At 64.5% G+C, this 19006-nt stretch carries 18 protein-coding genes; 10 read left to right on the top strand and 8 right to left on the bottom strand.

Annotation, left to right across the window (positions count from 1 at the left end; genetic code table 11):
- Positions 1-89 precede the first annotated feature (89 nt).
- From CEQ44_RS09340 to CEQ44_RS09330, 3 genes are read right to left on the bottom strand one after another with little or no spacing between them, the layout of a single operon-like run.
- On the bottom strand, positions 90-644 hold the full coding sequence (locus CEQ44_RS09340) for a Smr/MutS family protein (protein WP_088184498.1): 555 nt from the start codon (positions 642-644) through the stop codon (positions 90-92).
- 8 nt (positions 645-652) lie between these two features.
- Positions 653-1906, bottom strand: a complete 1254-nt coding sequence (locus CEQ44_RS09335; protein ID WP_088184497.1) for a murein transglycosylase A — start codon at positions 1904-1906, stop codon at positions 653-655.
- Complete coding sequence (locus CEQ44_RS09330) at positions 1903-2559, bottom strand: Tim44/TimA family putative adaptor protein (protein WP_088184496.1); 657 nt, start codon at positions 2557-2559, stop codon at positions 1903-1905. The genes CEQ44_RS09335 and CEQ44_RS09330 overlap by 4 nt, the downstream gene beginning before the upstream one ends.
- Before the next feature lie 560 nt (positions 2560-3119).
- Here CEQ44_RS09330 and secB point away from each other — a divergent pair.
- The 5 genes from secB to CEQ44_RS09305 all read left to right on the top strand — a co-directional run bounded on the left by secB (position 3120) and on the right by CEQ44_RS09305 (position 8639).
- Positions 3120-3620 (top strand): protein-export chaperone SecB, encoded by a 501-nt coding sequence (gene secB / locus CEQ44_RS09325; protein ID WP_088184495.1) that lies wholly within the window; start codon positions 3120-3122, stop codon positions 3618-3620.
- 120 nt (positions 3621-3740) lie between these two features.
- Positions 3741-5315, top strand: a complete 1575-nt coding sequence (gene murJ / locus CEQ44_RS09320; RefSeq protein ID WP_088184494.1) for a murein biosynthesis integral membrane protein MurJ — start codon at positions 3741-3743, stop codon at positions 5313-5315.
- An 18-nt stretch (positions 5316-5333) separates the two neighbouring features.
- Positions 5334-6338, top strand: coding sequence for a tryptophan--tRNA ligase (gene trpS, locus CEQ44_RS09315; protein ID WP_088184493.1), 1005 nt, complete (start codon positions 5334-5336; stop codon positions 6336-6338).
- Between the two features lie 207 nt (positions 6339-6545).
- Positions 6546-7208 carry a DUF4136 domain-containing protein gene (locus CEQ44_RS09310; protein ID WP_088184492.1) on the top strand — a complete coding sequence of 221 codons (663 nt, stop codon included), beginning with the start codon at positions 6546-6548 and terminating at the stop codon, positions 7206-7208.
- Between the two features lie 186 nt (positions 7209-7394).
- The gene (locus CEQ44_RS09305; protein ID WP_088184491.1) at positions 7395-8639 is read left to right on the top strand and encodes a dicarboxylate/amino acid:cation symporter; all 1245 of its coding nucleotides are present in this window, start codon (positions 7395-7397) and stop codon (positions 8637-8639) included.
- Positions 8640-8687: 48 nt separating this feature from the next.
- On the opposite strand, the gene CEQ44_RS09300 is transcribed toward CEQ44_RS09305, so the two are convergent.
- The 5 genes from CEQ44_RS09300 to treA form a co-directional block, all read right to left on the bottom strand.
- Positions 8688-9290, bottom strand: coding sequence for a peptidylprolyl isomerase (locus CEQ44_RS09300; protein ID WP_088184490.1), 603 nt, complete (start codon positions 9288-9290; stop codon positions 8688-8690).
- A gap of 44 nt (positions 9291-9334) precedes the next feature.
- A complete protein-coding gene (dnaA, locus tag CEQ44_RS09295) occupies positions 9335-10744 on the bottom strand; it encodes a chromosomal replication initiator protein DnaA (protein ID WP_088184489.1) in 1410 nt (469 codons plus the stop codon).
- 436 nt (positions 10745-11180) lie between these two features.
- Positions 11181-11444: a 30S ribosomal protein S20 gene (rpsT, locus tag CEQ44_RS09290; RefSeq protein ID WP_088184488.1), complete on the bottom strand. Its 264-nt coding sequence runs from the start codon at positions 11442-11444 to the stop codon at positions 11181-11183.
- Positions 11445-11560: 116 nt separating this feature from the next.
- Complete coding sequence (gene mutM, locus CEQ44_RS09285) at positions 11561-12373, bottom strand: bifunctional DNA-formamidopyrimidine glycosylase/DNA-(apurinic or apyrimidinic site) lyase (protein WP_088184487.1); 813 nt, start codon at positions 12371-12373, stop codon at positions 11561-11563.
- 133 nt (positions 12374-12506) lie between these two features.
- Positions 12507-14066, bottom strand: a complete 1560-nt coding sequence (gene treA / locus CEQ44_RS09280; RefSeq protein ID WP_254913933.1) for an alpha,alpha-trehalase TreA — start codon at positions 14064-14066, stop codon at positions 12507-12509.
- A gap of 120 nt (positions 14067-14186) precedes the next feature.
- Here treA and CEQ44_RS09275 point away from each other — a divergent pair, with 120 nt between their 5' ends.
- Genes CEQ44_RS09275 through dut form a run of 5 tightly spaced genes read left to right on the top strand, consistent with a single transcriptional unit; the run spans position 14187 to position 19005 of the window.
- Positions 14187-14918, top strand: coding sequence for a class I SAM-dependent methyltransferase (locus tag CEQ44_RS09275; RefSeq protein WP_088184515.1), 732 nt, complete (start codon positions 14187-14189; stop codon positions 14916-14918).
- 7 nt (positions 14919-14925) lie between these two features.
- A complete protein-coding gene (gene ubiB / locus CEQ44_RS09270) occupies positions 14926-16464 on the top strand; it encodes a 2-polyprenylphenol 6-hydroxylase (protein WP_088184485.1) in 1539 nt (512 codons plus the stop codon).
- Positions 16465-16470: 6 nt separating this feature from the next.
- Positions 16471-17304 (top strand): nucleotidyltransferase domain-containing protein, encoded by an 834-nt coding sequence (locus CEQ44_RS09265; RefSeq protein WP_088184484.1) that lies wholly within the window; start codon positions 16471-16473, stop codon positions 17302-17304.
- Positions 17301-18575 carry a phosphopantothenate--cysteine ligase family flavoprotein gene (locus CEQ44_RS09260; RefSeq protein WP_088184483.1) on the top strand — a complete coding sequence of 425 codons (1275 nt, stop codon included), beginning with the start codon at positions 17301-17303 and terminating at the stop codon, positions 18573-18575. Before CEQ44_RS09265 ends, CEQ44_RS09260 begins: the two co-directional genes overlap by 4 nt.
- Entirely contained in the window at positions 18550-19005 is a 456-nt protein-coding gene (dut, locus tag CEQ44_RS09255) for a dUTP diphosphatase (protein WP_088184482.1), read from the top strand. Before CEQ44_RS09260 ends, dut begins: the two co-directional genes overlap by 26 nt.
- Position 19006: the final 1 nt, after the last annotated feature.

The following is a 19006-nucleotide window of genomic DNA, read 5'->3' as shown; positions in this document are numbered from 1 at the left end:
GCCCGATACCGGCCCCGACGCGAGACCCCCGATCAGTCGGATATGAAGGACAGTGGTTAAGAAAGGGTCAGCAAAACGTCCGAAAAACGTCACTTTTTGCGGCGCAATATGAGGTATAGAGCGCCCTCGCCGCCATGGCGCGGATGGGCGACGCGCACGCTGGCGATGCGATCGGCATAGGGAGTGGTTTCAAGCCAATGGCCAATTTCGCCCCGGATCGCCCCCCGACGCCCCTTATCGTGCGTCGCTGCGCTTTTCGGCGGTTTGCCGGTGACGACCAGCAGCACCCGCGCGTCGCGCGCCAGGGCGGCGGCGATCGCCTGGTTGAGGCGCGCATGGGCGGCGGACAGCGTGTGCTCATGCAGATCGATGCTGGCGTCGGGGCTGATGCTGCCGCTACGGATGCGGCGCTCCCAGCCGGTGTCGAGCACGGCCGCGGGTGTCCGTGTGGGCGGTACTGCAGGGGGCGATTTCGCGGGTCGCGGCGGTGGCGGCGTTAACCTTGTTTTGACTTGTTGTTCGATCGGCAGCGGCGCTGTCGTCGGGATGGCGACGGGGCGCGCGCTCGGTCGGATCGGCCGCACCGTGCGGGCGAGCGCCGACCAGAGCGCTTCCTCCTCGCTAGACAGGCGACGCCGGGCCATGGCGCGGATCAGGGTCGGACGAGGCGCGCCGCCGAGCCGATCGGCAGCAGCACCAGCGCGCTGCCCCGCGCCGACATGCCGCCGGCAATCCCCCGCGCCCGCGCGCCCGCGCCCCAGAAACTGTCGAAGCGGTTCGCGCCCTTGATCGCGCCGCCGGTATCCTGCGCGATCCACACGCCGGCCGGTTCGGCCCGGTCGAGCGAGAGCAGCACCGGCGCGCCAAGGGGAATGAACTTGGGATCGGCCGCCACCGTCGCTTCCGCCGTCACCGGCACGCCGAGCGCGCCGATCGGCCCTGCACCGGTCAGTTCGCGGAAGAAAACGAAACTCTTATTCTCGTTCATGATGGCTGCGCCTTCGGCCGGATGGGCGCGCAGATATTGCATGATGTCCTGCATCGACCCGGCCTGGATCAGCCCGCGATCCTTCATCAGCTTGCCGATGCCGCTATAGTCGCGGCCATTCTGCCCGTCATAGCCAATACGCATGACCCCGCCGTCGGGCAGGTTCAGCCGGCCGCTGCCCTGCACCTGGAGGAAGAAAAATTCCACCGGATCAGCGGCCCAGGCCAATTCCAGCCCGCGCCCGGCGAGTGATCCGGCGACGATTTGGCTGCGATCATCATAGGGGACGAATTTGCTGCCGTTCACCTTGCCGCGGATCGTGCGGCCTTTCAGGCTGTCGCTGAACTGGCCGAGATCGACGTCGATCAGGTCGGCAGGGCGACGATAGATGGGGACTTCATAGCCCGGCTGGCGGGTGCGCGATCCGGCGATGTCCGGTTCATAATAGCCGGTGACGAACGCCGCACCGTCGCCCACCTGCACCGCTTCGAAATAGCGGGAGAAAAATTCGCTGGCCGAGACTTCGGGCCAACTGGACGCGGCCGCGCAGGCGTTGTTCCAATCGGACCCCTTGGTCAGGCCGCTGGCGTCAGTGCGTTTCATCAGGGTGGGGCAGGAGATGCGGAACGCCTGGAGCGCCAGGCGCGCGCGTTCACCCGATGGGATGAGGCTGGCGATGTCCGGGCCGCGGGTCACGCCCAGGCCGGCAGCCGTGCTTTTGTCGAGCGCGGGATCGACGGGTAATTCGACCGGCAGCGCCGGGCGCGGCGTGGCGGGAACGGGCCGAGCCGCCGCTTCGCCCGCAGGGAGCGGGCGCGTAGGCGCAGGACCGCTCGCGGACGGCGGGATCATGCCGCCGGCGCAGGCAGACAGCATCAGCGCCGCAAGCAGCGCCGCCCCCGACTGGCGCGCGATCATGCGACGTCGTCGGTTTCGCTGAGCTTCCAGTTGGGGTCCGCGCTGCGGATGTCGCGGGTGAAGGTCCAGATGTCCTTGGTCCCCACCGCATCGGTCATGGACCCGGCGACGACATTGCCGTCCTTGTCGCGGGTGACGGCGGCGATGTCTGCCTCGAACTGCAATGCCACTTCGGCGATCCGGCCATTGAGCGAGGCTTCGACGATCTGCGCCTTTTCGATCCGCACGAGACGGTTGTCGAGCACATGGCCGTCAGCTTCTCGCGCTACGATCGCTTCCTCGAACGAGGCGCGCACGTCATCGTCGCACAACCAGGCCAGTTCGTCGCGGTCCCCGCGCCAGAAGGCTTCCAGCACCATCCTGTAGGCACTCTTGGCGCCGTCCACGAATTGGGGAACGTCGAAACTGCGGTCGGCGGCGATCAGCGCGCGCACGCCATTTTCAGCGCCCGGCGCAATCAGCCCTTCGGCCAGGCGGACCGAGTCGCCGCTATTCTGTGCGACGGGGCCGGGTTGCAGCACCGTCACCTTGGCGCGTTCATCGGCCGGGCGCAGCGCTGGTTCCTGTTCGTGGCCCGTGCGCTTGCCGAGCACCGAATAGAGCCGCAGCGCCAGAAAACCGGCGATCATGGCGAGGATGACGATCACATACACGGAAGGCTATACCCTTTTGCGTGGGACAATGTTCCACCCAACATAGGCATGTTTGCATCCAACTTCAAATAGCCGGTGTACCATCAGACATTCTGTCACCTCACGTCCCTTCCGACCCCTCAGTGCAAATCTCCGAAAGCAACAAAATGGCCTGCCAGTTGAAAACGGCAGAGCCTTTCCCAGAACCTGCTCTTATCCATGGTAAGTTGCCACTGTACTTTTCGGTCGACTGAGCAATCACAGCGGCGCAGACCGCCTCGCGCAAGGAGTTGTATGGGGTGCGTTTAAACCCATCGTATTTTGCTTTGTGAAAGCTGCTAAGTGGCTCAAGTCCCTCAGGTATCCAAAATAGCCAAACTTTCCGTGCCATATTTACACCCCCGCCTTATCTAACCGTTCAAATGGAGAGTGGGTTATCGCGGGATCAATGGCAAAGTGTTTTGCAATCGACGCCTCATCCGCCACGCCATTGCCCTGATCCAACGCCCCTGCTAAGCGCGCGGGTCATCATTGTCCGGGGGCGCTGCGCCCCCGCCAACAGCGAAAGTCTAGGGAAGAGCATGGCCGACGAAACGGATCACATCACGACAAATCTGGCCAACGGCGCCGACACCGCGCCGCAGATCGCGCTGATCAGCCAATATGTGAAGGATCTGTCGTTCGAAAACCCGAACGCGCCCGCCGTCTATCAGTGGCAGGACCAGCCGCAGATCGACGTCCAGTTCAATATCGGCGCTGAAAAAGTCGGCGAGGAAGTATTGGAAATCGCGCTGAAGATCGAAGTGAAGGCCGTCGCGCCACAAGGCACCGCCTTTGCCGTCGAACTGCTCTATGCCGCCATTTTCGGCATGCGCAACGTGCCCGAAGACCAGATCCAGCCCTTCATGCTGGCCGAAGCGCCGCGCCTGATCTTCCCCTTCGCCCGGCGCGTGCTGGCCGACGCGATCCGTGACGGCGGCTTCCCGCCGCTGCTGCTCGACCCGATCGATTTCGGCGCGCTGTACCTGCAACAGGCGCAGCAGATGGAAGTCACGACGGGCGAACCGGCCGGTCACGCCTGATAATTCTGCGATGACCTCTAACGCCGTTCGGGCTGAGCCTGTCGAAGCCCCTTCCTTCCATTCAATTGAGATGGGAAGCCCTTCGACAGGCTCAGGGCGAACGGATCGAGGGTTGAGCGCATGAAACTGGCGCGTGCCCTTGGCTCGGTGGGCGGGCTGACGCTCGTCAGCCGGGTGTTGGCCCTGGTGCGCGATTCGCTCGCCGCGCGCTATGTCGGCGCGGGTTTCGCGTCGGATGCGTTCAACGGCGTTGCCTTCCGCCTGCCCAACATGTTCCGCGCGCTGTTTGCCGAGGGGGCCTTTTCCGCGGCCTTCATCCCGCTGTTCAACCAGAAGGCGGCGGGCGACGGCGGATTACCGGCGGGTTATGATTTCGCCGAGCGCGCGCTGGCGGTGCTGCTGCCGGTCCTCATCCTGTTCACGATCATCCTGATCGCCGCCGCCTGGCCCATCACATGGGCGCTGTCGGGCGGCTTTGCGCGGCAGAATCCGACGCCGGAGCAGTTTTCTTTCGCCGTGACGCTTTCGCGCATCACCATTCCCTATCTGGCGCTGATCTCGCTCGCTTCGCTGCTGGGCGGCATCCTCAATTCGCTCGACAAATTCTGGGTCAATGCCGCGGCGCCGATATTGTTGAACATCGCGATGATCGCGGGCCTGTGGTTCTTCCATGGCGCCGACGAGTATGAAACGGCGCGGGTGCAGGCGATGTCGGTGACGATCGGCGGGGCGCTGCAACTGCTTTGGCTGATCTGGGCGTGCAGGCGCGCAGGCGTGTCGATGACGATCAAGCGCCCGCGCCTGGACAAGGACGTGCGCGAACTGCTGCGCAAGATTTTGCCGGCCGCCGCGGGGGCTGGCGCATCGCAGATCAACCTGCTTGTCTCCACCGCCCTGTCGGGCTGGTTTCTTGCGTCAGGCTCCATCACCTATATTTATTATGCCGACCGGCTGAACCAGTTGCCGCTGGGCCTGATCGGCATTGGCCTGGGCACCATCCTGCTCCCCACCATTTCGCGGATGCTGTCCAAGGGCGAGGATGCCGCCGCGATGGAGACGCAGAATCGCGGCATCGAACTGGCGCTATTCCTGACCCTGCCGGCGACCGTCGCCTTCCTGGTGGTCGCGGAGCCGATCGTGCGCGGGCTGTTTCAATATGGCCGCTTTACCGCGGACGATGCGATGCGGTGCGGCTGGGCGCTGTCCGCCTTTTCGATCGGGTTGCCGTCCTATGTTCTCGTAAAGGTGCTGACGCCGGGCTATTATGCGCGTGGCGACACCAAGACGCCGGTGCGTTATGCGATGCTGTCGATCGTCATCAACATCGTCGGCAATCTGGCGATGATCCCGACATTGGGGCATATCGGACCGCCATTGGCGACCGCTCTGTCCTCCACCGTCAATGTCGCGATGCTGTATCGCACGCTGGTCAAGCGCGGCCATTTCGCTGCCGATGCGGGGCTGCGCCACCGCCTGCCGCGCCTGGCTATCGCCGCGCTCATCATGGGGGTGGCGCTCTGGGCGGGCGAGGACCTTCTCGACCCCTGGCTGACCGGGGCGATGGTGCAGCGCTATGTTGCGCTGGCCCTGCTTGTCGGGGCGGGCGTGGCTCTATACGGGCTGGCTTCCTTCGTCACGGGGGCCTATCGGCTCTCCGACATCAAGGCGCTGATGCGCCGCAAAAGTGCAACATAAGTAAGAACGGATTCAGACATGCGCGTCCTTTCCGGCATCCAGCCGACCGGCAATCTGCACCTTGGCAATTATCTGGGCGCGATCCGCAACTGGGTGCGGATGCAGGATGAGATGGACGCGACGTCGCAATGCTTCTTCTTCCTGGCCGACATGCACTCCATCACCGTGCATGAAGGCCGCGAACAGCGCATCCGCAATGTGCGCGATATGGCCGCCGCGCTGGTGGCGGCGGGCATCGATCCCGACCGCAGCGTATTGTTCAACCAGGCGCGGGTGCCCGCCCATGCCGAACTCGCCTGGTTACTGAACGGCACCGCGCGCATCGGCTGGCTCAACCGCATGACCCAGTTCAAGGACAAGGTCGGCAAGGACCGTGAGGGCGCATCGATCGGCCTTTTCGTCTATCCGGTGCTCCAGGCCGCCGACATCCTGCTCTATAACGCGACCCATGTTCCGGTGGGCGAGGACCAGAAGCAACATCTGGAACTGGCGCGCGACATCGCCGCTAAATTCAACAGCGATTTCGGCGTCGATCTGTTCACGCTCCCCGCGCCGATCATTCCCAAGGAATCGGCGCGGATCATGTCGCTGCGCGATGGCAGCGCGAAAATGTCCAAGTCCGATCCCTCCGACATGAGCCGCATCAACCTGACCGACGATGACGACGCGATCATGACCAAGGTGAAGAAGGCCAAGAGCGACCAGGAATTGCTGCCCGAAACGGCCGGGGGGCTGGCGGGGCGGCCGGAGGCCAGCAATCTGGTCGGCATCCTGGCCACGCTGACCGGCCGCACCGCCGACGCGGTCTGCGCCGAATTCGCCGGCAAGGGCTTTGGCGCGTTCAAGCCGGCGCTGGGCGAGGTGCTCGTCGAAACGCTTCGCCCGATTCGCCGGCGCTTCCTGGAATTGCGCACCGAGGATGCGGCGCTGGACGCGATCCTGGACAAGGGCGCGGCCAAGGCGGCGACCGCGGCGGCGCCGACCCTGCGTGCGGCCTATGACGCGATGGGCTTGATGCGCTGATGCGATAATGTCACAGGCGTGGGGTAACAGCCGGCCCTGTGAGATGGCCTTTACGGGTCGGCGGCCCGGGCGTCGTCCATGACCTGTCGGGAACATGGTTTGCGCCCGTTCGGTCGGTTCGCGCGTTCAAACGATGTTCATTTGCGTTTTGCTATCGCAGGGCGCAATGATGCTCAAAGGCTCATGCCTGATACAGGACGCAGAAAAATGACCCGTTTCAAGAAGTTCGGCCTGATTGCGGCGCCCGCTTTGGCGCTGGTGGCGCTGTCGGGTTGCACCACCGGCTTCAAGGCCGATGTTGCTCGTTTTCAGCAGCTCCCCGCCCCGGCCGGGCAAAGCTATATCGTCGTCGCTGACAATCCGCAGTTGGCCGGTGGGCTGGAATTCGCCCATTATGCCGACATGGTCGGGCAGCGCCTGGCGCAGACCGGCTATGTCCAGGCGAACGACCCGGCCCGTGCCGACCTGATCGTGCGCGTCGCCTACGATGTCGACAATGGCCGCGAAAAGGTGCGCTCGACCGGCTTTGGCGGTGGATATGGCGCCGGGTTCGGCGGTCCATGGGGTGGCGGTTTTGGCCGTGGCCGCTGGGGTCGCCCATGGGGCTATGGCTTTTATGATCCTTGGCTGTTCGGTGGTGGCGGCTTTAACGACGTGTCTAGCTACACCGTCTATACCAGCGACCTCAGCATGAAGATCGATCGTGCAGCCGACAATCGCCGCCTTTTCGAAGGCAAGGCGAGCGCCCAGTCGCTCTCCAACAAGCTGACCTATCTGGTGCCCAACCTGATCGACGCGATGTTCACCAATTTTCCCGGCCAGAATGGGGAAGATGTGAAGATCACGCTGCCGCCCGAAAAGAAGGGCTGAAACCAGCCATAGCGTTTTACAAAAGGCCCGGGGCTCCCCATGGAGCGCCGGGCCTTTTGCCGTCTTACGCCCATCGACACGGATAGCGCCATTTTCCGCTGTCCTATGCCCTGTCATAGCGGATAGCGTGCCGCGGTCCGTTGCCATCGGCAGCGCTATTGCCAGCGTTTACGGGGAACCACGCCCATGTCCTTGACCGTCCGCATCATGATCGCGCTCGTTCTGGGGCTGGGCAGCGGCATTGCGCTGGCCGAATGGGGCGGCGGCCTGGAGAGCGGCTGGGCCGGCGACGTCGTCGCAGTGGCGCAGCCGGTCGGCAATGCGTGGCTGGGCGGGTTGCAGATGCCGCTGATCCCCTTGATCTTCGCGCTGCTGGTGACGGGCATAGCCCAGGCGGCGACCAGCGCGCGGACCAACTTCATGGCCGGCCGCGCAATCGCGCTGTTCGCGATCCTGCTTACGGTGGCGGCCGTGGTCGCTGCGCTGATCGGGCCACTGATGCTGCATATCTGGCCGGTGCCCCACGGCGCAGTCGGCGCGCTGGCGGGCGCGGACGGCCTATCGGAGGTGCCGGACGTGCGCCCGTCGGCGGAATGGCTGCTGGGATTCATCCCGGTCAATCCCCTTAAGTCCGCCAGCGAGGGACAGGTCGTAGCCGTGGTGCTGTTCGCGCTCGTCTTCGGCTTTGCCGTCACCCGCATCGCACCGGATCGCCGCGCGCTGCTGACCGGCTTCTTCCAGGCGCTGGCCGACGCGCTGCTGGTGGTGGTCGGCTGGGTGTTGTGGCTGGCGCCGATCGGGGTGTTCGCGCTGGCGCTGGTTGCGGGCGCGCAGTCGGGCCTGGCGACGGCGGGCGCGCTGCTCCATTATATCGGCTTCATCGTGCTGATCTGCGTCGCGGTGACCTTGCTCGTCTATCCGCTGGCGGTGATCGCCGGGCGAATCGGGTTGGGCCGCTTTGCGCGCGCCGCCCTGCCCGCCCAGGCCATCGCCTTTTCCACCCAAAGCTCGATCGCCTCCCTGCCCGCGATGATCCAGGCGAGCGACGGGCCGCTGGAGGTGCGCGAAACCACGCGCAGCATCGTTCTGCCACTCGCCATATCGCTGTTTCGCATTACCAGCCCGCCCGCCAATCTGGGCGTCGCCCTTTATGTGGCGGCGATGAACGGCGTGACGCTTGGTCCGGCGCAACTGGTGATGGGGGTGCTGGTGGCCGCGATCGTCAGCCTGGCGGCAGTCGGCCTGCCCAGCCAGATCACCTTCTTCACCACCACCGGCCCCATCTGCCTGGCCATGGGCGTGCCAGTGGAGGCGCTGCCGCTGTTGCTGGCGGTGGAGACGGTGCCCGACATCTTCCGCACGGTGGGCAATGTGACCGCCGACATGGCGGCGGCGCGGATTTTGGATCAGCGCGGGACGGACGAAGCCTGAATCCCATAGGCTCATCAGGGCGAACGGAGGACTGGGCCGTTGCCAGCCTTAAGGCTCCCGCCGCGCCGTGCGGATTTTGACGGGCGCTGCGAGCATCTGGCCCTTCATCACGCCCTCCCCCGCGGTGGCGGACTTGGGCGCTGCCAGGATCGCCTTCACCACGTCCATCCCCTCGACCAGATGAGCGAAGACGGCGAACCCCTGATTGTCGCCCGGTGCATCAGGCTGAGCGTCCATGGCCGGCATCTTGCCCAGCACGATGAAAAAGTCCCCGGTCGCACTGCCCGGCGCATAGCGGGCCATCGACAGCGCGCCATCATCATGGGTGAGGCCGGTCTGGGTGGTGGGTTCATGTTTGATCGGTGGCAATATCCGCTTCGGATCATTTTGCGCCCCGCCCTGGACGAAGCCATAATCGGCCGCGCCCACGCCGCGATAGAAGACCGTGCCGTCGAACCGCTTCTGATCGACATATTTGAGGAAATTGGCGGCGGTGACGGGCGCCTTGTCGGCATGGACGGCCACGACAATCCGCCCTGCGTCGGTGTCGAGCGCGACACGGATGTCGGTCGGTGCAGTTGGCGGCGTCTGGGCCTTGGCAGGCGACAGGGCAAGGAGGGCGGCGAGGAGGAGCAGGAGCGGACGAATCATGCGCTTACCCTAGACTGTCCGCCGCCGGACGCCAGAGGGCTGCGTTAGCCCTCCAGCAGGCGCTGGAGCGCGCGGACGTCGGCGTCCATGTCCGGGTTGCTTTCGCGCAGCGCTTCGATCGTGCGCACGGCGTGGATCACCGTACTGTGATCGCGCCCGCCGAAGATGCGGCCGATTTCGGGCAGCGAGCGCGGCGTCATCTTCTTGGCGAGGTACATTGCCACCTGGCGGGGCCGGGCGACGGCGCGGGCGCGACGCTTGGAGCGCATTTCTGACGGGTCGATCTTGAAATGGGCGGCACAGGCCTTCTGGATTTCGTCCACCGTGATGCGCCGCGCATTGGCGCGCACCGCGTCGGCCAGCATGCCCTGCGCGAAGTCGAGGTCAATCGAGCGGCCAGTCAATTGGCCATAGGCGACCAGCTTGTTGAACGCCCCTTCCAGTTCGCGCACGTTCGAGCGGATCGCGCGGGCCAGGAAATCGATCACGGCGTCAGGGACCGGCGGATCGCCCGCCACTGCGCGCTTGGATTCGAGGATGGCAAGGCGCAGGTCCAGGCCCGCAGGCTGGATGTCGGCGACCAAGCCGCCGGCTAGGCGCGAAAGAATGCGCGGATCGATCGATTCCAGCATCTGCGGCGGCCGGTCGGCGGTCACGACGATGCGCGCGCCGCTGTCGATGAGATCATTGATCGTGTGGAGAAATTCCTCCTGCGTCGATCCCTTGCCAGCGATGAACTGAATATCGTCGATCAGCAGCAGCCGGGCGGCGCGCAGCCGGCCCTTGAACGCCATGGTTTCATTGGCGCGCATCGCGTTCACGAATTCCATCATGAAGCGTTCGGCCGACATGTAGAGCACGGGCGCGGCGGGCGAATGGGCCGAAAAGGCGCGGGCGATGGCGTGGAGCAGGTGGGTCTTGCCCTGGCCGGTGCCGCCATGGATGAACAGCGGGCTGAAACGCGGCGTGGCTTCGCCAGCCATTGCCTGGGCAGCCGAGTTGGCGAGCCGGTTGGTGTCTCCGACGACGAAATCGGCAAAGCCGTGGCGCGGCAGGAAGTTGGAGGCGATGGCGACGGGCGCCAGTTCTTCCACCGGAACCGGCGACTCGACATGCGTGATTTCCAGCAGGCGCGGGCCGGTGGCGTCCGGGGCGCGGCGCAAGCGAACTTCGCGCACAGCTGCGCCAGCGCTGCGCCAAGCCATGCGCAGGCGGTCGCCAAACTGGCCGGACACGAAATTGGCGCTGAAATCGCTGGCGACGAGCAGGTCTAGCGTCTGCGATTCAGCGCAATAGTCGCCCAGGCGGACGGGTTTGAGCCACTGGTCGAACATCCGTGCGCCGACATCGCGGCGCAGACCGACGCGGATGCTGGTCCAGGCGGATTCCAGGCCCGCATCGGCCTGGCTAATCTGTCCGTCCTGCCAACCCACCACGCCCACAACATCCTTCATAAGCTTCCACGACCTACCAACTTCGCCCCCTGGTTCGGGCAGGAAAAAATGCGCGCAGTTACCCGATCGGAAAAGCCCCCGCGATTCCGAGTCCTACGCGATAATCGATCTCACATGACGGCCGCCATGGATGAGTCACCGTAGCGATTCGACGGCGGCCGGATTTCGAAAATAGACAGGGGTAGGACGCCGGATCAAGGGCAGCATGGTTCAAAAAAGTGAAATAAAGCCGTTGACTCAGCAAAGCCGTCGGATTCCTTCGAAACAAAACTTATCTAATTATTTCAATGACTTATTTGTATTTATTTGTGCCGCAGCGCGTCGAATCGCGGGAAATCAGGCGATCGTCGAAAATGACCCATTTATGAATAAACGACGAAAAGCCCGCCCCAGTGATGGGGCGGGCCTTATGATCTGCCGAAAAACCCGAAAGGGTTTAGGCGAGCGCGCTGACAGCCTTGGTCAGGCGACCAAACTTGCGCGACGCGGTATTCTTGTGCAGCACGCCGCGGGCGACGCCACGGGCCAGCTCAGGCTGAACGGCCTGCAGGGCCGTCGCAGCGACATCCTTGTCACCGGCGGCGAGGGCGGCTTCCACCTTCTTCACCAGGGTGCGAATCCGGCTGATGCGGGCGCCATTGATTTCGGCGCGACGCTCGTTGCGACGGATGCGCTTCTTGGCTTGCGGCGTATTGGCCATTCTATTCCTCGGTTCTCATCAAATCTTTGGAAGAGGCCCGTCGAACGACCGACACGCCTCGTGAAGGTGCGCCCCTTACAGAGGTTCAGGGTGGACGTCAACGGATTCGGGCGCCGCTATTTCTGACATTTGGCGCAGAAGAAGGTCGATCGGCCCCCGTCCACCCGCCGCTGGACCGTGCCGCCGCACAGGCAGGATTCGCCCTCCCGCCCATAGACGCGCCATTGTTTGGAAAAATAGCCCAGTTCGCCATCGGGCCGCGCATAATCGCGCAGGGTAGAGCCGCCCGCGGCAATGGCGGCGGACAAGACGTCGCGAATCGCCTCCACCAGCAGGGCGAGGCGCGGCCGACTGATCTTGCCCGCCACGCGAATCGGCGCGATACCCGCCATGTTGAGCGCCTCGCACACATAGATATTGCCCAGGCCCGCAACGATTCGCTGATCGAGCAGCGCCGCCTTGATCGAGGTCGCCTTGCCCTTGAGCGCGGCGGCGAGGCGCGCGGTGTGGAAATCCGGTCCTAGCGGTTCCGGCCCCATGCGCGTGAAGGGCGTGTAGCTTTGCCACCCATGCGACCGCACCAGGTCAAGCGACCCGAATCGGCGCGGGTCGTTGAGCGCCAGCACATGGCCGTGGCTCGTTTCCAGTAACAGATGGTCGTGCGTACCGATCGCGGTCGGATCGATTCGCCAGCGGCCCGACATGCCGAGGTGAAAGATCATCACGTCACCGCGATCGGTTTCGATGAGGCCATATTTGGCGCGGCGCGACAGCCCCGTCACTGTCGCCCCCGTCATCCGCTGGCGCAGGTCGACGGGGATCGGCCAGCGCAGGTCGGCTCGGCGCGGCTCCACCCGCGTCAGCACCGCCCCTTGAAGGACGGCGCGCAGGCCAGCGACGGTGGTTTCGACTTCGGGAAGCTCAGGCATGGCACCGCATGTAGGGGTTAGCGCGCGGCGGCAACAGGGGGCCTGCCCCATAACTTCCGTTTGCTTCGAGCGTGTCGAGAAGCGGGCAGCGCCGTGCTATCGTTTCCCGACTTCGCTCGAAACGAATGGATAGTCAGCCAGGATCAAGATCGGGCCAGCGGTCGAGCAGCGCGCTTGTGACGCCATTGGTCCAGCCGAAGCCGTCTTGCAGTGCATATTCGCCGCCGCCGCCGGGCTTGCGCGCCTCGACATCATATTTTTCCAGAATCTTGCCGGTTTCCCGATACGCCGCATCGACCGTGCCGATCCAGCGTTTGGCGATATCCTTCGCCAATACCGTGTGGCCGGTGCGCGCCAGCCCTTCGACGGCCACCCACTGCAGCGGCGCCCAGCCATTGGGGCTGTCCCATTGCTGGCGGCTGGCGATGCGGGTGGTGCGAAGCCCGCCCTGCCCCAGCAGTTGACCCTGGGTAAGGCGGGCGACAGCGTCGGCCTGGCGGCGGTCGGCCAGGCCCACGAACAGCGGGAAGAGGGTCGCGGCGGAGACGATCACGGTTGGCTTGCGCGCCTGCATGTCCCAATCGGCATAGCGGCCTTCCCGCGATTGCCACAGCCAACGGCCGATCGCCCGCCCCCGCGCTGCCGCCAGCGACTCGAACCGCCGGGCGCAGGCGACCTCACCCGCCCCGGCGCAGCGCCGGGCGATGCTGCGCTCCAGCGCCCAAAGGAGGCTGTTAAGGTCCACTGGTACGATATCGGTGGTGCGGATCGTGGAGAGACGCTTGGGATCATCCAGCCAGCGCGACGAGAAGTCCCAGCCGCTTTCCGCGCCCGCGCGCAGGTGGCGATACATGTCCGCGGCCGGGCGACTGCTTTGCCCGGCGGTCGCGACATCCTCCGCCCAGCTTTCGTCGCGCGGCCCCGGCCTGTCGTCCCAATAGCGGTTGAGCAGCGCGCCGTCGGGCATCCGCACGACGCGGCGATCGGCCGCGCCCTTTGCCAGCCCGTCCGCACCGCGCATCCAGAAATCATGCTCGGCGCGAAGGGCTTTGAGGTGCCGGGGGTCGTCGGGGTTGCTGGCCAGATCCACCATCGACGCCAGGAAGGGCGGCTGCGACCGGCCCAGATAATAGGTCCGCGTGCCATTAGGGATGAAGCCGTAGCGATCGATCAGGCTTTCGAAATCGACCAGCATCGAATCGATCAGCGCCTGCTGCCCGTCGGCCTTGAGGCCCAGCATGGTGAAATAGCTGTCCCAATAATAGATTTCGCGAAACCGCCCGCCTGGCACCACATAGGGCGCGGGCAAGGCGAGCGCGGACGACCCTGACGGCGGGTCAAGCGCCGGGCGCGTGAGGTGCGGCCAAAGCGCCTTGATATGGCCGCGCAGGCTTTGCGAGTCGGCGACCTGTTCGCCCGGCACATCGAAATATTTGAGGACAAAGCTGCGGAGCGCCGGACCTTGCGGCTTCTCCTGCCGATAGCGGTCTAGGATCGTAGCAGGATCGCCCCTGGGCACCGCGTCAACGAAACTCTTGCCGTCGGGAAAGACCTTTTCACGCTGCACTGCTTCAAACAACGGGCCATAGACTTGCTGCGGGCTGGGCTGTGCGGCTTGGGGCAAGGATGGTGGCGGAGCGGCCTGGGCCATGCATAGCAGGGCAGCCAGAACAGTGAAGGCAGTATGACGCACGGCGAAGGCTCTCCATTTCGATCGACAGGCTGCACCAGGAATGGATGATCGCCCAGAAGCGTTCCAAAGGACATGCCTTGGCGCTGGAATGACGGCGCAACACTGTCTAGAGCGATGGGCATGAACGACACAGCATCCTTCGGTTATCGCGACGTCGATGCCGCCGACAAGCAGGGCATGGTCCGCGACGTCTTCTCCAACGTCGCGGCGAAATATGATCTGATGAACGACGCCATGTCCGGCGGCGCGCACCGCCTGTGGAAGGACCAGTTCGTGCGCCGGGTGAAGCCCCGACCAGGCGAACAGATACTCGACATGGCCGGCGGCACCGGCGACATCGCGTTTCGGATGCACAAACATGGTGCGCAGGTCACCGTGTCCGACATCAACCCGGAAATGCTGGCCGTGGGCGTCGAGCGGGCACAGAAAAAAGGGTATGACGGGCTGATCTGGTCCGAACAAAATGCGGAAGAGCTGACCTTTGGCGACAGGGCGTTCGACGCCTATACGATCGCCTTTGGCATCCGCAACGTCACCCATATCGACCAGGCGCTTGCCGAAGCGCACCGCGTTCTGAAATTTGGCGGACGCTTCTTCTGCCTGGAATTTTCCACCACCACCTGGCCCGGCTTTTCGGACGTTTATGATGTCTATTCGCACAAGCTGGTGCCGCAACTGGGGAAACTGTTCGCCAATGACGCCGACAGCTATCGCTACCTGATCGAATCGATCCGCCGCTTCCCGCCCATGCCCAAATTCGAAGGCATGATCCGCGACGCGGGCTTCGTGAACACGAAAGTCGAGCCGATCTTGGGCGGACTGGTCGCGATCCATAGCGGCTGGAAGATCTGAAGCCCGCATGACATCCCACATCACGCATATCTGGCGCCTCCTGCAATGGGGCCGCACACTGGCGCGGCATGGCGCGCTAACGGGCATCGAGCGCGATCCGCTGACTCCCGCGCCGGTGCGCCGGCTGGTGCGGCTGGCGCGGCTGGGCGCGCGCGTGCCCAAGCAGCCGCGCTATGCCGACGCGTTCCAGTCGATCGGCCCGGCCGCGATCAAGCTGGGCCAGACACTGGCGACCCGGCCCGACCTGGTCGGCGATCACGCGGCGAACGATCTGCTGCGGTTGCAGGACGCCCTGCCCCCCGTCCCGTTCGAGACGATCAAGGCGCAGATCGAGACGAGTTTCGGCCGCCCGCTCGACGCGCTCTACAGCCGGTTCGACGAAGCGCCGGTCGGGGCTGCGTCGATCGCGCAGGTGCATCGCGCGCTCACGACCGATGGCCGCGATGTTGCGGTCAAGGTGATCCGGCCTGGCGTCATCGAGAAGTTCAACCGCGACATTCAAACCTATGAATGGGCCGCCGCCCATGTCGAAATGCTGGGCGGCGAAATCGCGCGCCTGCGCCCGCGCCTCGTCATCGCCAATATGAAGCGATGGACCGCGCGCGAACTGGATTTGCGGCGGGAAGCGGCGTCGGCGTCCGAACTGGCCGAAGCGATGGAGGCAATGCCGGGATATCGTATCCCAGCGATCGACTGGGACCGCACGACCGGCAAGGTCATGACGATGGAGTGGATCGACGGGATCAAAATTTCCGATCGCGATGCGCTGATCGCGGCGGGCCATGACGTCAAGGATCTGGCCGCGCGGCTGGTAAACGCCTTCCTGCGGCAGGCGATTTCCGAAGGCTTCTTCCACGCCGACATGCACCAGGGCAATCTGTTCGTGCGGGCCAATGGCGACATCGTAGCGATCGATTTCGGCATCATGGGCCGGATCGACCGGCGCGCGCGCATGTGGTTGGCGGAGATTCTCTACGGGCTCATCACCGGCAACTATAAGCGCGTCGCGGAAATTCATTTCGAGGCGCAATATGTGCCCGGCCATCATAATGTCGATGAATTCGCCACGGCCCTGCGCGCAGTGGGCGAGCCGATGCGCGGCAAGGCGGCCAGCGAATTGTCGGTCGGCGGGATGCTGGATGGGCTGTTCGCCATCACCCGCGATTTCGACATGCAGACCCAGCCGCACCTGCTGCTGCTGCAAAAGACGATGGTGATGGTGGAGGGCGTGGCGCACAGCCTCGATCCCGACATCAATATGTGGGAAACCAGCGGCCCCTTCGTAAAGGGCTGGCTGCGCGACGAACTGGGGCCGGAGGCGAAGGCCGCCGACACGCTGATCGAAAATTGGCGCACGCTGCAACGCCTGCCGGGGCTGGTGAAGCGGATCGAGGACGCCTTCCCCGAAAAAGGCGGCGCCCCGCCCCCGCCCCCCTTGAGTGAGATCAAGCTGATCCGTGTGGGCGGCGGCTGGCGCTACCCGCTGGTGGCGGTGCTGGCGGCGGCGGCCGGGGCTGGCGCTATGTGGCTGGCCTCCGCTATCTGACAGCGGATGGACAACCACATCAGAACCATTCCTGTCAGCTTCGATCCGGTGACGGTGAAGCAGATCGATGCCCGCCTGGACGCCATCGAAATCGATGATCACGTGGTGATCGCCTGGGCCATCGAAAGCGGTAGCCGGGCGTGGGGCTTTCCATCGCCGGACAGCGATTATGACTGCCGCTTCCTGTTCGTGCGGCAGGTGGATGATTATCTGTCACCTTGGGTTCGTCGGGACGTGATCGAAACACCGCTCGAAGGCGATCTGGACGTGAACGGCTGGGATTTGGGCAAGGCGATAAAATTGCTGCTCAAGGGCAATGCCGTCGTCATCGAGTGGCTAACGTCGCCTATCGCCTATCGCGGCGATCCTTGGATGCGTGAAGAATTGCTGGACCTGGCGCGCCGCTTCACGGATCGCGATGCCGTTGCACGCCATTATCTGCATTTGGGCGAAGGTCAGCGAAAGGCCTATTTTTCTGACGATAAAGACGTTGCGTTGAAGAAGCTATTCTATGCCCTGCGCCCGGCAGCCGCCCTGCGATGGATGCGGCTTCACCCGGACGCAGGTGTCGCCCCCATGCATTTCCCGACATTGATGGCGCAATGCCAACCACCGGTAGAGGTGGCCAGCATTGCATCCGAACTGATCGAACTGAAGGCCACATCAAAAGAAATGGGGAGTGCGCCGCTGCCCGGTCCCATTCGCAATTTTCTTGATTCCGAGTTCACTACGGCGCGCGACATATTCGCGCCGCGCAGCAAGACGTTGAACCATAATGCCAAGGAAGCAGCGGAAGCGCTTTTCCGAGTGGCAATCCGGCGATATGCACCGATGCCATGACCCAGCGCGTCCTCCTCATCATCTCCGGCGGCATTGCGGCTTATAAGACGCTCGAACTGGTGCGCATCCTTCGCCGGCGCGGGGTCGCGGTGAGGGCGGTGTTGACGCAGAGTGCCGAGCAGTTCGTCACGCCGCTGTCGCTGGGCGTGCTGACCGAGGATCATGTCTTTACGCAACTGTTCGATCTGAAGGACGAGCAGGAGATCGGTCATATCCAGCTCAGCCGCCAGGCCGACCTTGTCGTGGTCGCGCCAGCCACCGCCAATATTCTGGCGAAGATGGCGAACGGTATCGCCGATGACCTCGCCACCACCCTGCTGCTCGCGACTGACAAGCCGGTGCTGGCCGTGCCCGCGATGAACGTGCGGATGTGGCATCACAAGGCGACGCAGCGCAATCTGGAGCGGCTCCACGCCGATGGCGTCCACATCATGACGCCCGATGATGGCGCGATGGCGTGCGGAGAGTTCGGCAAGGGGCGATTACCCGAACCGGAGGCGATCGCCGCGGAGATCGAGCGGCTGTTGGCGCTGCCCAAGGGCCTCGATCCGCTCGCGGATCAGCCGGATTTCGCCGACGATGCGCAGCCGGTTGCCGAAGCACGCGAACCGAACGGCGCGTTGGCTGGCAAACATATACTCGTCACCGCCGGCCCCACACACGAGCCGATCGACCCGGTGCGCTACATCGCCAATCGGTCTTCGGGCAAGCAGGGCTTCGCCATCGCCGCCGCCGCCGCAAAAGCGGGCGCGCGGGTGACGCTGGTGGCAGGACCAGTGCATCTGCCCACCCCGCCCGGCGTCGACCGGATCGACGTGGAAACCGCGCGGCAGATGCTCGCCGCCGTAGAAGCCGCTTTGCCCGCCGACGCCGCGATCATGGTCGCGGCCGTCGCCGACTGGCGCACCGCCGATGCGCCCGACCAGAAGATCAAGAAGGATGGATCAGGCCAGCCCGCCCCGCTCGCTCTGGTCGAAAATCCTGACATTCTGGCGACGCTGGGCCATCATGCCCGCCGCCCCGCCCTGCTGGTCGGCTTCGCCGCCGAAACGCAGCATATCGCAACCCATGCTCAGGCCAAGCTGGCGAAGAAGGGCGCGGACTGGATCGTCGCGAACGACGTGTCCGGCGACGTGATGGGCGGCGACGCCAACGCCGTGCAGATCGTCACCGCCGCCGGTATCGAATCCTGGCCCAGCCTGCCCAAAGGACAGGTCGCCGACAAACTCATCGAAAAGGTCGCCCATGCCCTCGCCGCTCTCGCCGATTGACATAAAGCTCAAGCGCCTGCCCCATGGCGAGGGCCTCCCCGTCCCCGCTTATGCCACCGCCCACGCCGCGGGCATGGATGTGGTGTCGGCCGAAGACCTCATCCTCGCGCCCGGTGGCCGCCATGCCGTGGCAACTGGCTTTGCGATGGCAATTCCTGAGGGCTATGAGGTGCAGGTGCGGCCCCGATCCGGCCTGGCGCTGAAACACGGCATCAGCCTGCCCAACACGCCCGGCACGATCGACGCCGACTATCGCGGCGAATTGAAGATCATCCTCATCAACCTCGGCGATGCGCCCTTCGCCGTCCAGCGCGGCGACCGGATCGCGCAATTGGTGGCAGCGCCAGTGCAACTTGCCAGCTTTACAGAAGTCGATAGTCTGGACGATACCGCACGGGGACAGGGCGGTTTCGGTTCGACAGGAGTATGAC

This window comes from Sphingobium sp. Z007, assembly GCF_900013425.1.
In the GTDB taxonomy this organism is placed as follows: Bacteria; Pseudomonadota; Alphaproteobacteria; order Sphingomonadales; family Sphingomonadaceae; genus Sphingobium.
The sequence above is the reverse complement of the archived record's forward strand: the minus strand, read 5'-3'. Positions and strand labels throughout refer to the sequence as shown.

Bases quoted from the DNA above. Each gene is read 5' to 3' on its own strand.
- CEQ44_RS09300 (WP_088184490.1), bottom strand. From the start codon at position 9,290: ATGATTCGTCCGCTCCTGCTCCTCCTCGCCGCCCTCCTTGCCCTGTCG.
- CEQ44_RS09310 (WP_088184492.1), top strand. From the start codon at position 6,546: ATGACCCGTTTCAAGAAGTTCGGCCTGATTGCGGCGCCCGCTTTGGCG.
- CEQ44_RS09340 (WP_088184498.1), bottom strand. From the start codon at position 644: ATGGCCCGGCGTCGCCTGTCTAGCGAGGAGGAAGCGCTCTGGTCGGCG.
- dut (WP_088184482.1), top strand. From the start codon at position 18,550: ATGCCCTCGCCGCTCTCGCCGATTGACATAAAGCTCAAGCGCCTGCCC.
- CEQ44_RS09305 (WP_088184491.1), top strand. From the start codon at position 7,395: ATGTCCTTGACCGTCCGCATCATGATCGCGCTCGTTCTGGGGCTGGGC.
- trpS (WP_088184493.1), top strand. From the start codon at position 5,334: ATGCGCGTCCTTTCCGGCATCCAGCCGACCGGCAATCTGCACCTTGGC.
- murJ (WP_088184494.1), top strand. From the start codon at position 3,741: ATGAAACTGGCGCGTGCCCTTGGCTCGGTGGGCGGGCTGACGCTCGTC.
- secB (WP_088184495.1), top strand. From the start codon at position 3,120: ATGGCCGACGAAACGGATCACATCACGACAAATCTGGCCAACGGCGCC.
- ubiB (WP_088184485.1), top strand. From the start codon at position 14,926: ATGACATCCCACATCACGCATATCTGGCGCCTCCTGCAATGGGGCCGC.
- CEQ44_RS09275 (WP_088184515.1), top strand. From the start codon at position 14,187: ATGAACGACACAGCATCCTTCGGTTATCGCGACGTCGATGCCGCCGAC.
- dnaA (WP_088184489.1), bottom strand. From the start codon at position 10,744: ATGAAGGATGTTGTGGGCGTGGTGGGTTGGCAGGACGGACAGATTAGC.
- CEQ44_RS09260 (WP_088184483.1), top strand. From the start codon at position 17,301: ATGACCCAGCGCGTCCTCCTCATCATCTCCGGCGGCATTGCGGCTTAT.
- CEQ44_RS09265 (WP_088184484.1), top strand. From the start codon at position 16,471: ATGGACAACCACATCAGAACCATTCCTGTCAGCTTCGATCCGGTGACG.
- CEQ44_RS09335 (WP_088184497.1), bottom strand. From the start codon at position 1,906: ATGATCGCGCGCCAGTCGGGGGCGGCGCTGCTTGCGGCGCTGATGCTG.
- mutM (WP_088184487.1), bottom strand. From the start codon at position 12,373: ATGCCTGAGCTTCCCGAAGTCGAAACCACCGTCGCTGGCCTGCGCGCC.
- rpsT (WP_088184488.1), bottom strand. From the start codon at position 11,444: ATGGCCAATACGCCGCAAGCCAAGAAGCGCATCCGTCGCAACGAGCGT.